The sequence below is a fragment of the bacterium genome, from assembly GCA_017744355.1.
In the GTDB taxonomy this organism is placed as follows: Bacteria; Cyanobacteriota; Sericytochromatia; order S15B-MN24; family UBA4093; genus JAGIBK01.
Map to the genome: position 1 here is coordinate 104,962 of JAGIBK010000005.1, position 14,183 is coordinate 119,144.

Sequence of the window (14,183 nt, forward strand, 5' to 3'; positions counted from 1 at the left end):
TCCCTCGGGTCTGTAAACCAACGCTTGTCCCGTTTCTCCGGGACGAAAGGGGCCAAGCATTGGTTGTTTCGCCGCGTACGCCCGTGCTAGGGTATGAGCGCCTGTTCTTAATGAATCTTCATCATAACAAGACGGGCGCTGGAAGGAGGCTCGGGTGAGACGAACGACAAGAGATGCGGCTCTGAGCGATTACCGCGCGGCGATCGCACGCCTCTGCCGGGACGACCTGGGAGGCTGCAACTTGATCGTCGCTTCCAACCGTGGGCCCGTGGAGTTCCGTCGGGAGGGGCAGGGTCGCCTGACCTACCGTCGGGGCCAGGGGGGGCTGGTGACGGCCATGCGCTCCATGGTCGAGGTGCTGGACACCACCTGGGTGGCCTCGCCGCTCTCCGAGGATGACGCCCGCGCCCACCAAGAGGCCGGCGGCAACCTGACGGTGCCCATGGGGGACAAGCAGCTGCGCCTTGCCTTCGTGCCTTCGGATCCAGCCTGCTTCAGTGCCTATTACGACGACGTCTCCAACTCGCTCTTGTGGTTCCTGCAGCACGGCATCACCAACGCCCCCGAGCATCCCGAGTTCGACACGCGTGCCTGGCAGGCCTGGGAGTCGTACCGCCAGGTCAACCTCGAATTCGCCCAGGCGATCGCGCGCGAGGCTTCGCGATCCGAGCGGCGGCCGGTGGTGCTCGTTCAGGACTACCACCTCTACCTGGTGCCCCTCTTCTTGCGTCGCCTGTTGCCCGAGGCCTTCATCCAGCACTTCACCCACATTGCCTGGCCCAGCAGCGACGCCTGGCGGCAACTGCCCGGCGCGATCCGCGAGGAGTTGCTCAAGAGCCTCTTGAGCTGCGAGATCATCGGCTTCCACACCCCGCGCTACGTCAAGAACTTCTGTCTGACGTGCGAGGACCTCTTGGGGGTCGAGGCCGACGCCCAGGAGGGGCGCGTGAGCTACCAGGGCCGGGAGGTGGCGGTCCGGGCCTACCCCATCTCGGTCGACCCGGACGAGCTGAGCCGCTTTGCCGCCTCGAGCGAGGTCGCCGAGCAGGAGCGCCGTCTGGTCGAAGGCCGGATCAAGCAGACCCTCAACCTGGTCCAGGTGGCCCGCACCGACCCCAGCAAGAATATCCTGCGCTCGCTAAAGGCGTTCGAGCTCTTCCTCGACCAGCACCCCCAGTACCACGGCAAGGTCCGGTTCTGGGGGGTCCTGCCCGCGAGCCGCCAGGGGGCCAAGGGTTACCGCGACTACCTGGACCGCCTCAAGGCCAAGGCGGAGGCCATCAACCGGCGCTTCAAGCGCTGGGGTTGGGAGCCGGTCTCGTGTACCTTCGAGAACCAGTACGCCCGGGCGATCGCGGTCATGAAGCACTACGACGTGCTCCTGGTCAACAGCCTTGCCGATGGCATGAACCTGGTGGCCAAGGAGGGCCCCATCGTCAACCAGCGCAAGGGGGTGCTCCTCTTGTCCGAGACGGCGGGTGCCTGCGAGGAGCTCTCGGACGGGGCCCTCTCCATCAACCCCTACGACCTGGTGGGGATGGCGGATGCCCTCAAGCAGGCCCTGACCATGCCCATGCCCCAGCGCGAGCGCCTGCAGGGCCTCCTGCGGCGTCGGATCCAGTCGAACCCGGTCTTCCGCTGGGTGCACACGCAGCTCTCGGACATCGCCGAGGCCCAGGCCGCCAACCCCACCCGCTTGTGGGTGGCGGGCCCCTGGCTGCCGTCCGGCGAGGCCGCCGCGGAAGGAAAGGAGCGACCCCAAGATGCCTGATCGGCTCGACGTGCACGACCGCAACGCGTGCGAGGCGCGCCTGCTGGAGTGGGGCCTTGCGGGCCCGGTGCCCAACTCGCGCGAGGCCAACCTGCGGGCCATCAGGCTCTTGCTCGATGGGGTCGTCTTCTACACCTTCGGGATCGACAGGGTCGCCGACGCCGCCCGGCGGGGCCTCCTCGACGAGGCGGGGCTGGTGGCGCTCATGGCCCGCGTGAACGGCCACGCACGGCCCGAGGACTTCCTGGGGGAGATGGGCGAGATCAAGGCCCGGGCGGCCTACGACGGCCTGGTGGAGGCGGCGGGGCTCTTCGGGCGGGTGGTGGCGAGAAAAGGGACGATCGCTTTCGGGACGGGCCATCCGGGCAGCATGCTCTCGTGCTACAACCGCCTGGCGGCCTATGCCCGCTCGCGGGGCGCGACGATCGCCCAGGCCAAGGCCGGGTTGCCGGTCGGGGTGGACTGGTACCTGGACTACGTGGGGGACGTGGCGGTCACGAGCGACTACTGCGGGGTGCTGCACGGCCACGCCACCCGCCCCATGGAGCAGGTGATCGCAAACGCCGGCCCCCTCGACCTGGTGGTGGGCGATCACGGCCACGCGGGGGCGGCGATCAACGCGGGCATCGCGACCCTCGCCATCATGGACACCAACGACCCGGCGCTCGCGGTCGCCAAGCAGCTAGGCTGCGACCCCCTGGTGGTGGTGCCCCTCTTCGACAACCGCCCCAACGCCGTGACCGTTCAGCTCGCGGACCTCTTCGTCGCCATGGTGGAGGCGGGGGCCACGGCGCGCGGTTTGTGCTAGACTGGTAGAGCGCCTTGCGCCCCGGGCGGTTAGCTCAGTTGGTAGAGCGCCTCGTTTACACCGAGGTGGTCGCGGGTTCGAGTCCCCCACCGCCCACTTCGAAAGCCCCCTCGCCGATCCGGCGAGGGGGCTTTTTGGTTTTTCAGCGGGTGCCCCCCTGGCCGAACGAGGCGGTCTGGTAGCCGGTGAGGGTGGTCTCGGTCACGGTCTCGCCCTGGACCGAGCGGGTCTTGACGATGCCCAGCTCGGGCTTGAACCAGAGCTGCATCCGGGTGCGCTCGCTGGCGGGCTCCCCCTTGGTGGCGGCCTGGTAGGCGATGCGGTAGCAGCCCGCGAAGGTGCCCGCGGGCACCGTGACCGTCTCGATGGCCTCGAGCCGGGCGAAGATCCGAAACTCGGTCACACTCCCGTCCGTGTCCCGGTAGCGGCCCGATTGGGCCGTCCAGGTGTCCTTGGGGGCGGAGTTGGCCAGGTAGCAGATGAGAGGCGACTGCTCCATGCTCGAATCGTTGGTAGGGCCGAGCACCAGGGCCATGCCCTGGTCGGTGCGCACCCACGTCAGGCGATCGCGCGTCTCCTGCTTGGGGGTGTCGTGGGTCTCCTCGACCAGCGCCAGGGTGCGCCCGTCGTCCCCGCGGGTCTTGACCACCCGCATGACGTACGAGTCGCCGCCGGTGATGGCATAGCGCATGGTGTCGCCCACGTGCGGGGTGAAAGGAGCGCGCGGCGCCGGGGCGGCGAGGGCGGGCGCCCCGACCCCCAGGGCGAGGAAGAGCGAAAGGCCAGCGGCACGGCGAGCGCGAAGCGCGAAGGGTGATCGCATGGGGGCAGCCTCCGTCGAGCGCGTGGGGGCGGGCGGCGTGCAGGCTGCGACGGGTGAATCCTAACGCTTGCTCGGTGGCTTTCCTACGGCCGGATCGGAGAGGCCCCCTGGCGATCACTCACGAGATCGTCCCGACCTCCTTGAGGCGCGACAGGGTGTGGGGGGAGAGGCCGGGGATGTGCTCCAGCTCGTCGAAGGAGGCGAAGGGGCGGTGGCGGATGATCTGCTCGGCCAGGGCCAGGCCGATCCCGCGGACCTGGGCGAGATCCTCGGCGCTGGCGCGGTTGAGATCGAGCGAGAGGGGCGGGTTCGTCACGTTCCGGTCGAAGACGTGGTGCTCCAGGAGGTCCTGGGACCGCGCCCGGCGCGCGGCCTGCACGATCCGGTCCTGGGCCTCCTGTCGGCGGTGCTGCCAGTTGCGCAACAAGAGTTCGAAGGGCAGGCGCAAGGGCAGAGTCGCGAGGCTCAGGGCCGCGCCGATCACTCCGCCGAGCGCGCCGCCGACTGCCGCTTGCCAGCCTTCGTGCTTGCCCTCGTAGGGTCTCAGGCCGGCCACCTCGGCGAGGGGGGGCGCGAGCTGAACGGTGTTGGTCTCGGGCTCGACCGCTTCGATCAGGTCCGCCGGTACCAACAGGTCGCGCTGGAACAGGAAGCCTCGCCGGACGATCAGGTGGGTGATCTCGTTGCTGTGGGGGCGTACCCCGAGCATCTCGAGCTGGCCGGCGGTCCCGTCCGGGCAGATCACCTCGGCGCCCGGCATGCGATCGAGCGCGGCGAGCGTCTCCTGATTGAGCATCGGCATTCTCCCTCGCAATGGTGGGGGTGGGCGCGCCTGACGGAGGCTTCCTCGTTTCAGGCGGCCATGAGCTGCGCTATGTTACGAAATGTATCGAGAGGGCCGCAAGGGGCGCTCGCTCCGTTCACCCTGGTCGGTTTTGCTACAATAGAGCTTTGCCCCGCGCCCTTCTCCCAGGAGACGACCCTTGAGTATTCGCGTTCGCTTCGCTCCCAGCCCCACCGGCTACCTCCACGTCGGCGGCGCCCGCACGGCCCTGTTCAACTGGCTCCTGGCCCGCCGCATGGGTGGCACCTTCGTGCTGCGCATCGAGGACACCGACGTTGCCCGCTCGACCGAGGAGTCCGTGCAGGCCATCCTCGACGGCATGTCCTGGCTCGGCCTCGACTGGGACGAGGGCCCCGGCGTCGGCGGCTCCTACGGGCCCTACTTCCAGATGGAGCGGCTCGACAGCTACCAGCGCTACGCGGATCAGCTGGTCAACGAGGGCCACGCCTACCACTGCTTCTGCACCAAGGAAGAGCTGGACGCCATGCGCGCCGAGGCCCAGGCCAAGGGCGAGGGCTTCCTCTACCGGGGCCGCTGCCGCAACCTCCTGCCCGAGATCGCCCAGCGCCTGCGCGAGGAGGGCCGCACCCCGGTCCTGCGCTTCAAGGCGCCCATCGAGGGCGAGACGGTGGTCGAGGACCTGATCCACGGCAACGTCACCTTCCAGAACGCCATCCTCGACGACTTCGTCCTGGTCAAGGCCGACGGGGTCCCCACCTACAACTACGCGGTGGTGATCGACGACGCGACCATGGAGATCAGCCACGTGCTGCGCGGGGACGACCACCTCTCCAACACCCCCAAGCAGCTGATGATCTACAAGGCCCTGGGCCTCACCCCGCCCAAGTTCGGCCACATCCCCATGATCCTCGGCGCCGACCGCACCCGCCTCTCCAAGCGGCACGGGGCGACCTCGGTGATGGCCTACCACGAGCAGGGCTACCTGCCCGAGGCCATGCTCAACTACCTGGCCCGCCTCGGCTGGGCCCACGGCGACGACGAGATCTTCTCGCTCGAGGATCTGATCGCCAAGTTCAACGTGGAGGGCATCAACAACACCGCGGCGGTCTTCGACCAGGCCAAGCTCGACTGGCTCAACGGGGTCTGGATGCGGCAGCTGCCCTCCGAGGTCCTGGCCGAGCGCCTCAAGCCCCGCTGGGAGGCCCGCGGCTGGCTCACGGAGCGCCACACCGACACCTGGCTCAAGAGCCTGGTCGATCTGCTCAAGGAGCGCGCCCGCACCCTCGAGGAGCTGGTGACCTACTCGACCTTCTTCTTCGATACGCCCATCGCCTACAACGAGGAGGCCGTCGCCAAGTTCCTCACGCCCGAGAACCGGCCGATCATCGAGGCGCTCGCCGAGCGCCTGCCCAAGGTTCAGCCCTGGGAGCACGGGGCCATCGAGGGGGTGTTCCGGGACCTTGCGGCCGAGCGCGGCGTCAAGGCCGGCGCGGTGATCCAGCCGGCGCGCGTGGCCCTGGCGGGCACCAACGTCAGCCCCGGCATGTTCGAGACCGCCTACCTGATGGGGCCCGAGCTGTGCGCGGCGCGCCTCAAGGCGGCCCTCGAAAAGACTCCCGCGGCGGTCTAGGACCGCAGGGCGAGCTCGATCAAGCGGCTCAGGTCGTTGGACCGTACAGGGCGAGCTTGATCAAGCGACTTGCCTGGAGTTTCGATAGCGACTCGACCGGGGCTGGCAACAGCTCCGGTCGTTTCTTCGTGAGCTTCTTGAGGTAGTTCTGCTGCTTGTCGGTGGCGGGCTGCCGGTCCAGGTGCCGCTCCTTGGCCTCTTTCCGGATCTCCTTGGCCTTGGCCTTTTGCCCGGCTTCGCGCTTGAGCTGGGCGAGCGCGCGGGGCACCTCGCGACACCAGGCGTCCGAGGCGAGGTAAGGCGCAAGCCAGGTCCCCTCGGCGAGCACGGTCTGCTCGTCGTGCCAGATCTCGGTGATCTCCTCGGCGCTGAGCGCGGAGTAGTCGCGCAGGTAGACCTTGAGCTGGGCCTTGAGGCGCTTGCCCTCTTGTGTCGAGAGGGCGTCGAAGCGAAGGCTAGAGCCGAGCATGGCGATCCCTCCATCAAGTGTGAACAATTGTTCTAATCATAATCCCGCGATCGCCGTCCGTAAAGTAGGAATGCGGCCTGAGGGTTTTTAGCGATCGAGCTTTGCGGTATAGAAGGTGAGAGACCCCCGCACCCGTTTGTGAGGGAAGGCCCATGCCAGCCGCCTCGGATCACCACTTGCTGCCTGCGCGGCCCATCTTGCTCGGGCGCCTCTCCTATGACGCGATGGTGGAGGATGAGACCCCGCGCGCACTCTTCCGTGAGGAGGAGCCCTTCTGGGCGCGTCTTTCCGGCCTGATGTTCGATGGCTACCGCACCGACGTGCAGCAGGGGCGCTACTTCTCGCACTTCGGCCGTGCAGAAGCCCCCGCCCCGGTCAAGCCGCGTCTGAGCGAGGCCGAGTCGGCCCAGCCCGTGACCCTGCGCCAACCCTTCGAGCTCACCGCCGACGTGCAGGTGGCGGTCATGCGCGCAGGCGGCGAGCTGGATCCGGCCTGGACCCTGCGATCGCGCACGCCTTCCGGCCAGGTGCTCGTCACCCGCCCCTCCGAGCACGGGGTCCTCAGCAAGCTCTTGAGCCTGGAGGAGCTTCTGCGTCACAACCTGCATCTGGTGCCCGAGGGGCTGACCGTGCAGGTGCCGCGCTCGAGTGGCACCCTCGATCCCGGCTGGCGCACCGGCGGCATGCGGGGCGAGCGCCTCATGGTCGAGAAGCCGGGGGTCGGCCGCAAGCAGCTCACGGCCGAGCAGTTCCTCGCCGCCAACCGAGCGTGGCTCGGCTCGGCCGGAGACGCGGTCCAGAGCACGGTGCGGCCACCTGCCGAGGCCTCGTCGGAGGCCATCGCCCAGCGGCTGGCCTTCGCCAATGGTCATCGCCTGGAAGGGCGTCTCCATGACGGTTTCTCGGACGCGGGCCGTGGCGTGACGCTCGATGCGCATGCCTGGCCGGTGGATGCCCGGCGCGAGGTGCTGGTGGTCGATCGCCTCTGCGATCCCGCCCTGCGGCGTCACCTGGCCTACGCCAAGGACCTGCGCTCTCAGGCGCCGCTCTCGCGCCTCAAGGACCTGGTGCGCTACGTCTACGACCAGCTCGGGGGCCCGGTGGCTCGCATCGAGGCCCGGGTGGTGCTCGCGGCCTCCACCCTGCGCGGCTGCCCCCTGCTCATCGGCGAGGTGGACCGCGCCCTGGGCGGCGGTCTCTCGCGCCATCGCGCCCTGCTGTTCCAGGTGCTCGCCGACGAGGCGGGGTTGCCGTGCGCGCTGGTGCGCGGCAGGGCGGGCCTGATGCCTGGCGGCCACGCGTGGAACGAGGTGACCCTCGGTGAGGGGGCCGAGGCGGTGCGGGTGCTGGTGGATTTGTCGCGGCTTCCCGAGCAGGCGCTCGTCTCGTTGATGGATCCGCGCACGGCCCGCTACTACCGGCCTGAGGCGGGAGGGGCGTCATGAGCCGCATGCGCCGCACCACGACCCAGCGCCTCGCCACCGGAGATCTGCTCGACGGCTACGTGATCCTGGGCCTGATGGGTGAGGGGGGCTTCTCGAAGGTCTACCGGGTCCGCCTGCCCGATGGGGGCGAGGCGGTCCTCAAGCTCGCCAAGCGCGCGAGCCCCAACCCCTTCGGCGGGGGAACCCTCGCCTTCGGCTTCGCCCAGCCCATGGCCTTCCATACCGGCGGGCTCGGCGCCAGTGACCTCACTCCGAGCCAGATCCTGGCGCGGGAAGGCCGCCTGCTACAGCGCCTGGCCGATCCGCTCTTCCCAAAGGTGCTCGCCATGGGGAACCTGGGGGCGCGGGCCTACGTGGTGTTCGAGGCGATCGAGGGCGAGACCATGCGCAGCCGCCTTTCGCGTCGCGCCCGCATCCCGTTCGCCCTGTTCGTGGCGATCGCCGAGGCCCTCGCCCTGCGCCACCGGGAGGGCCGCTTGCCCTTTCACGGCGACCTCAAGCCCGACAACGTGCTCCTGGACGCCGAGGGGGGCTTCCGCCTGATCGATCCGTCGTGCGCGGCGGCCGAGGGGACGCCGCTCGGCTCGCGGACCCTGGTCACCACCCCCGCCTATTACCCGTACCTGATCCCCGACGATCGGGGCGCGCTCGCCCTGATGATGATCGAGGCCCTCGCCGGGGTCATGCCCCTGAGCGTGGAGCTGCCCTTCCCGCCCCAGCGCACCACCGAGGCCTTCCAGGTGTGGATGGACACCCTGATGGCCTCGGGTCGTGGGCGCTACGCCCAGGCCTTGCGCCACATGCCGCGGCTGGAGGATCTGTCGATCCTCATCTCGCACGAGCTGGCGGCGGTCTTGCTCAAGGCCTTGCGCCTGCGCCGCGCCGAGGACGGCCACCTGGACGTGGATCCGGGGTATGCGGGCTGGGCCGATTTCATCGCCGATCTGCGCCGCGCGATCGCCGTGGAGACGCCATGAACCTCAAGACCGCCCGCGTGATGGCCCTTGCGGCCCTCGAGCGCGAGGACTACGACGCGGCCATCCGCGCCTGTCTGCAGGGCCTCTACTCGGCCCCGCGGGCCACCGAGCTGCACCTGATCAAGGGGCACGTCCACATGCGCGCGGGCCAGCCCGTCGAGGCGGTCGCCGCCTTCGAGGCTGCGCTTGCGACCACGAGCGGCAGCACCCGGATCCGCGCCCAGCTCGCGGCCGCGAAGGATAAGGCGGGAGACCTGGAGGGCGCCATCGCGGAGTACCGGGAGGTGCTCTTGCAGGAGCCCCTGCGGGTCGCCGCCCGTTACAACCTGGCCCTCCTGCTGGTCGAGACCCAGGACGTGGCGGGCGCCATCCGGGAGTACCAGGAGCTCTTGCGCCACGAGCCCCAGTGCGTGCAGGCCTACAACAACCTGGGCGTGCTGCTCTCGGCCCAGGGCGACGCCGACGGGGCGATCGCAAGCTTCGAGCGGGCGCGTCGCGCCTGCCCCGAGGATCCGGTCTCGGCCCTCAACCTGGCGCGCGAGTGGGCCGCCCGGGGCGCCTACGCCCGCGCCGAAGAGGCCCTCTCCCTGGTGCTCGCCCTCTCGCCCGAGTTCGGCGAGGCCCTGGCTCTTGCCGCCTGGCTTCACCTGCGCCAAGGCCGCTGGGTCGAGGCCGAGCGCTACTATCGCCTGGCCTTCGAGGCCGGCTTCGACACCCCCGAGGTCCAGGCGGGACGCGAAAGTGCCATCCGTTCGCTCGCCTGAGGGGCCCAAGGCCTCGCGCTGGTTAGATTTGGGCCCGTGCTCGGTATATTGATCCCGGGTGGCGCCTGTTTGCTTCCAGGCCTGGCATGAGGGTGATCCGATGAAGAAACGCTGGCTGGGGGTTTCGCTGCTCGTCGCGGCGTCGGGCTGCGCCCTGCTGCCGACCCAGGAGGCCCCGAGCGCCCCCGATCTCGCGGGCCAGGTTCGGATGTCGGCCCTGGGCTTCCGCACCCAGGCCACTTCCATGACGGACATCGCCGACGCGGCCACCGTCAGCCTGATCGACGTGGCGGATAACCGTTCGATCGCGTCCAACGTCACCTCGACCGAGGGCAAGTTCAGCCTCACCTTCGGCCGCTCTTTCCGGCCGAGCGCCTCGGCGAGCTACTTCGTCGAAGCGGTCAAGGGCCTCGATGCCAACGCGGCGGGCAAGCCCGCGGCGCGCGTCCGTACCCTCGTTCGCTACCAGGACGGCAAGTGGATCTCCCTGACCGGAGAGACCATGTTCGTCACGGAGGGCAGCACCGCCGTTTCCGCGATCGTCAGCCACCGGAGCAAGTTCCCGGCGGTGGCGGTGGACGTGAGCGGCCTGATGGGCAAGCTCGCCTACAACGTGCCGGACAACAACCTCTTGCCGACGACCAAGGACACCTTCAACGACCGGGCGGACTATGCGAACTTGAAAAACGCCGAGTACCACCAAGTCTACGGCATGGTGGAGGCGGCCCTGACCCAGGACCGCGACCCGCTCGCCGGCATCGCCTACGAGAGCGGCAGCGACAGCTTCGTCCTCTCCAACAGCGGAGCCTCCACCCTCAACCTGACGCCCTCGGCGGCGACCGGGGCGAGCGTGGGGCAGACCCTCACGATCAAGGGGCTCACCTTCAGCGCCAACCCGGCCAACAACGTCGTCTCCATCAACGGGGTGGCGGCGGCACCCGTCTGGATCTCGGCCGATCGCCAGACGGCGACCTGCAGCATCCCGCTCACCGCCAAGAGCGGCCCTTTGGCCGTCACCGTGGACGGGGCGACCTACGGCGTGCCCAACTACCTGATCCTCTCAACCGCCGAGATCTCCATCACCTCGCTCGGGCGCTGAGTCCCTTCGACGCGAACGGCCCCCGGCTCAGGCGAGCCGGGGGCCGTTCCCAATGGGGTGATCAGGGGGTGACGGTGATCGAGGCCGTCGCCGTCAGGTTGCCCGAGCGGATCCAGACGAGGGCCGAGCCGGTGGCGCCGTTGGAGACGAAGCGTCCTTGCTGATCGAGGGTGCCGATGGGCGGCAGGTAGGAAGGCGGCATTGGGCTCGCCTCCGGATCGGGCGAGGCGTCCGGGTCGGGCTCGCTCGGCGCGGCAAGGGGCAGGTCCAGGTTCCAGGTCACGGTGGGCCCCAGGAAGCCCACGCCCGTATCGGTGGTTGCCTGGGCGGTGAAGGCGGCGCTGTCGGTCGCAGCGAGCGAGAAGGTCCAGCTCGCGGGCGAAATCCCGAGCGCCGAGAGGACGGTGAAGGTCGCGCCGCTCGGCGTCCCGCTCACGCCGTCCGCGACGGGGGTGATGGCCCCGGTGCGGGCGCCGACCGGCACGAAGACCGAAACGCTCGCCTGCCCCTCGGGGGTGCCCGTGGCGCTGGCGCCGCCCTCGCCGAAGGTGAAGCTGGGGAAGAGGCCCCGATCGAGGCCAAGCTGGGCGCCCTCGATCAGCACCGAGATGCCGGGGCCGCCGTTGGTGGGGCTGAAGCCGGTGACGGCGGGGGTGGCGTAGGGGGTGAGCGTCACCGTGACCGGCACCCGGGTGTTGGCGAGAGCGTCGAAGTCGGCCGTGCCCTCGGCGATCGGCGTGTCGCCGCCGTCGTAGGCGGTGACGACCAGGTGGTAGTCGTTGCCTGCTGCAAGCTCCAGGGTTTCCAGGCTGATGGGCGCCTCGCCGGGCGGGCGCGTCACGTCCTTGGGCGTAGGGTTCTGCTCCGGCTGGGGGCCGGTGAAGACGAGGCGCAGGCGGCGGGTGCTGGTGGGGATCGCCTGGGCCACGTAGGGCCACTGGATGGCGATCGCCACCTCGCTTGTGACGCGCGCGACCTCGGGATGCGAAGGAGCGGGCGAGCCGATGGCCTGAGGGGCGCCGGTGCCGATCAGCGGGAGCTGCTGGCAGCCCACGAGAGCGAGGGCGATCAAAGCAAGCTGGAGGTGGGAAGACGGGCGCATGCGCTACCTCACGATCACGTCGACCTTGCTCTTGGCAAGGACCGTCAGGTTGCAGACGGCGGCAATTTTCGGGTCCTTGGCCGCCTTGGCGGTCAGGGTGACACTGCCGTCCTGCAGGGCCGTCACCAGGCCGCTCGCGCTCACGGTCGCAACCGTCGGGTTCGAGACCGTCCAGACCACGGCGCTCTCGGTGCTGCCGTCGCTGAGCGTGACGGTAGGCAAGAGCTGGCCCGTCGTCGGGTACCCGGCCGTGTTCTGGCCGTCCGGCGAGGGGACGTACAGCGTGAGGCTCGCGGGCGAGAGGGTCAAGCTCGTCACCGTGAGGGGGGTGGCCGTGACGCGGACCGAGACGGTCGCACGGAAGGAGCCCGAGGCCGCGGTCACGATCACGGTGCCCTGGTAGTTGTCGGTGGCGGCCTTGAGGTTGCCGTTCGCCTCGACGAGCAAGGCATGGTTGGGGACCCACGACCAGTTGGCGGTGGTCCCGAGCTCGCGATTGTCCGAGTACCGGGCCGAGACGGTCAGCTTGCCCTGGCGCGCGCTCGGAGTGGCGAGCGGAGCGCTCGTGATCGTCTGATCCGCAGGAGCGAGCAGGAAGGCGGTCACGGTGGGGCCCGCCGGCTTGGGAGTGGCGCCGCCGTTGTTCACCTGGCCGTCGACGCCCGAGCTGCCGCTGGGGGTGGGGGCGGGCGTGGCAACGGGGAGGGTGCCTGCTATTTCGTCGTTCTCAGGGCAGGCGGTCAGCAAGCAGCTGAGCGCAAGGGCAAGCGGAATGCCAAACCGGCGCATGGCCATGGTCTCCTATTTTTTGGAAAACCCTTCCTCGATCTCTTACCCGCCCCCTTGCCCTTCAAACGCCGTGGTGACTTAATTTCAAGGCGAAGCGCTGGATCAGAACCTGATCCAGCGCTTCTTGGTGTCTTTTGGGGGTGGTGCCTAGCGGCTCCAGACGGCCTCGGTGGGACCCCACTTGCCGTCGGTGCCCTGGGCGCGGACCAGGACGACCTGGCGGCTCTCGGTGAGACCCGAGGGCAGGGCGAGGGCGGCCGTGGTGCCCTGAGCGCGGACCTTGGTGCCGGTGCCGGGAGCCCCCGCCTGGCCGACGAAGGTCTCGACCTGGGCGATGGGGGTGCTCGACTGGACCTGCACCTGGCCGCCTGCGACCTTGACGCTGGTCAGGGCGGGGCCGAAGACCGCGTCGGGGTTGTCGGCGAGCTTCAGCAGGTATAGGGCGCCGGGGCGGTTCTCGTTCCAGAACTGGGTCATCTTGGCGTAGGGGGGATCGAAGTTGTCGCCCCACGAGCCGATCTCGCTGGTGTACGAGAGGATCCCGAGCTCGCCGAAGGCCCAGTCGGTGGTGTCGCCCGAGGTCTTGTAGAGGTCCTTGGACTGCTGGGGCTTGTAGCCCGAGAGCGCACCCAGCTTCATGCCGATGGCGGGCAGGCGCTTGTCGGGGGGCGGCGCGTCCGAGAAGCCCCAGGGCCACAGGATCAGGTTGCTGAAGCTGTGGTAGGTCATCAGGAAGGCGAACTTGCGGCTGCTGACGAGCTGCTTGATCGCCTGGGTCTCGGGCTCCGAGAAGGCGCCCACGCCCATGAAGGTGTCGTTCTCGGGATCAGCGCTCGCGCCGCCGTTGTTCCACTTGTAGCCGTAGTTGCGGTTGAGGTCGACGCCGATGCGGCGCTTGCCGCCGGTGACGATGTTGGTGTTCTTGCGCTGGTTGGCGCCCTTCTCGGCGTGGACGTGGCCGTCGGGGTTGACGGTCGGCGCCAGCCAGATGTCGCGCGAGTCGACGTAGGCGGTGATCTCGGGGTCCTTGCCGTAGCCCTCGAGCAGCATGTGGGCGATGTTCAGCACGATCTCGGGGGTGACGATCTCGCGGGCATGATGGTTGCCCAGGAAGATGACGCCCGGCTTGCTCGCGGTGTTGCCGCGGCCGATCTTGAGGACGTAGAGGTCGTGGCCGGTCTTGCCCTGGCTCTTCTCCCAGCTGTCGCCGAAGTCTTCGAGCTTGGTCAGCTCAGGGTACTTGGCGGCGAGCGCCTTGAGGTCGGCCTCGATCTCGGTGGTGGTCTTGTAGCCCTTGTCGAAGGAGTTGCCGAGGGTGCGCGTGGACTCGACGGGCAGGTTGAGGCGCTCGATGACCGCGAGCGAGGCCGCGTTGGCGCTACCCTTGACCCGCTTGCCCTCGACGCCCCAGACGTCGAAGCCGGCGTTGACCAGCTCGGTCAGGTTCTTGGCGTTGTCGTGGGTGACGGTGACGTTGACCAAGCCGGTGGTCGAGCGGGCGGCAGCGGCCTTCAGCTTGGAGACCTCAGCGGGGTCGGCCCCGGTACGCATGGGGTTCATGCTACAACCGGCGAGCAGGCCGAAGGTCAGGGCGACTGCGGCTACCTTGCTCCAGGGAGAGAGGGAACGGGACATTCAGCAACTCCTCCGATAAACGGGACTTAACTCATGCTTAATCTTACTCTTAATATCCCTTGATCT

Annotated in this window: 13 protein-coding genes and 1 tRNA gene; 8 read left to right on the forward strand and 6 right to left on the reverse strand. The window is 68.9% G+C overall.

Features of this window, described 5'->3' with window-relative positions:
* Positions 1-154: 154 nt before the first annotated feature.
* The 3 genes from J7643_13490 to J7643_13500 all read left to right on the forward strand — a co-directional run bounded on the left by J7643_13490 (position 155) and on the right by J7643_13500 (position 2,675).
* Positions 155-1,771 carry a trehalose-6-phosphate synthase gene (locus J7643_13490; GenBank protein MBO9541596.1) on the forward strand — a complete coding sequence of 539 codons (1,617 nt, stop codon included), beginning with the start codon at positions 155-157 and terminating at the stop codon, positions 1,769-1,771.
* Positions 1,764-2,579, forward strand: a complete 816-nt coding sequence (locus J7643_13495; GenBank protein MBO9541597.1) for a phosphatase — start codon at positions 1,764-1,766, stop codon at positions 2,577-2,579. Before J7643_13490 ends, J7643_13495 begins: the two co-directional genes overlap by 8 nt.
* A 23-nt stretch (positions 2,580-2,602) precedes the next feature.
* A tRNA-Val gene (locus tag J7643_13500) sits at positions 2,603-2,675 on the forward strand.
* A gap of 46 nt (positions 2,676-2,721) precedes the next feature.
* On the opposite strand, the gene J7643_13505 is transcribed toward J7643_13500, so the two are convergent.
* Both J7643_13505 and J7643_13510 read right to left on the reverse strand, forming a co-directional pair.
* The gene (locus J7643_13505; protein ID MBO9541598.1) at positions 2,722-3,402 is read right to left on the reverse strand and encodes a hypothetical protein; all 681 of its coding nucleotides are present in this window, start codon (positions 3,400-3,402) and stop codon (positions 2,722-2,724) included.
* A 118-nt stretch (positions 3,403-3,520) separates the two neighbouring features.
* On the reverse strand, positions 3,521-4,198 hold the full coding sequence (locus J7643_13510) for a helix-hairpin-helix domain-containing protein (protein MBO9541599.1): 678 nt from the start codon (positions 4,196-4,198) through the stop codon (positions 3,521-3,523).
* Positions 4,199-4,385: 187 nt separating this feature from the next.
* Here J7643_13510 and J7643_13515 point away from each other — a divergent pair, with 187 nt between their 5' ends.
* Positions 4,386-5,837 carry a glutamate--tRNA ligase gene (locus tag J7643_13515; GenBank protein MBO9541600.1) on the forward strand — a complete coding sequence of 484 codons (1,452 nt, stop codon included), beginning with the start codon at positions 4,386-4,388 and terminating at the stop codon, positions 5,835-5,837.
* 28 nt (positions 5,838-5,865) lie between these two features.
* On the opposite strand, the gene J7643_13520 is transcribed toward J7643_13515, so the two are convergent.
* Complete coding sequence (locus tag J7643_13520) at positions 5,866-6,306, reverse strand: hypothetical protein (protein ID MBO9541601.1); 441 nt, start codon at positions 6,304-6,306, stop codon at positions 5,866-5,868.
* A gap of 152 nt (positions 6,307-6,458) precedes the next feature.
* Between J7643_13520 and J7643_13525 the strand changes: the two genes are divergently transcribed.
* From J7643_13525 to J7643_13540, 4 genes are all read left to right on the forward strand, one after another.
* On the forward strand, positions 6,459-7,751 hold the full coding sequence (locus tag J7643_13525; GenBank protein ID MBO9541602.1) for a hypothetical protein: 1,293 nt from the start codon (positions 6,459-6,461) through the stop codon (positions 7,749-7,751).
* Entirely contained in the window at positions 7,748-8,728 is a 981-nt protein-coding gene (locus J7643_13530; protein ID MBO9541603.1) for a hypothetical protein, read from the forward strand. Before J7643_13525 ends, J7643_13530 begins: the two co-directional genes overlap by 4 nt.
* On the forward strand, positions 8,725-9,492 hold the full coding sequence (locus J7643_13535; GenBank protein MBO9541604.1) for a tetratricopeptide repeat protein: 768 nt from the start codon (positions 8,725-8,727) through the stop codon (positions 9,490-9,492). The genes J7643_13530 and J7643_13535 overlap by 4 nt, the downstream gene beginning before the upstream one ends.
* Positions 9,493-9,592: 100 nt before the next feature.
* Positions 9,593-10,591, forward strand: a complete 999-nt coding sequence (locus tag J7643_13540) for an IPT/TIG domain-containing protein (protein MBO9541605.1) — start codon at positions 9,593-9,595, stop codon at positions 10,589-10,591.
* A 61-nt stretch (positions 10,592-10,652) separates the two neighbouring features.
* Here J7643_13540 and J7643_13545 read toward each other — a convergent pair whose 3' ends face one another.
* The 3 genes from J7643_13545 to J7643_13555 form a co-directional block, all read right to left on the reverse strand.
* Positions 10,653-11,693 carry a hypothetical protein gene (locus tag J7643_13545; protein MBO9541606.1) on the reverse strand — a complete coding sequence of 347 codons (1,041 nt, stop codon included), beginning with the start codon at positions 11,691-11,693 and terminating at the stop codon, positions 10,653-10,655.
* A 3-nt stretch (positions 11,694-11,696) separates the two neighbouring features.
* On the reverse strand, positions 11,697-12,482 hold the full coding sequence (locus tag J7643_13550) for an Ig-like domain-containing protein (protein ID MBO9541607.1): 786 nt from the start codon (positions 12,480-12,482) through the stop codon (positions 11,697-11,699).
* A gap of 147 nt (positions 12,483-12,629) precedes the next feature.
* Positions 12,630-14,117, reverse strand: coding sequence for a zinc carboxypeptidase (locus J7643_13555; GenBank protein MBO9541608.1), 1,488 nt, complete (start codon positions 14,115-14,117; stop codon positions 12,630-12,632).
* Positions 14,118-14,183: the final 66 nt, after the last annotated feature.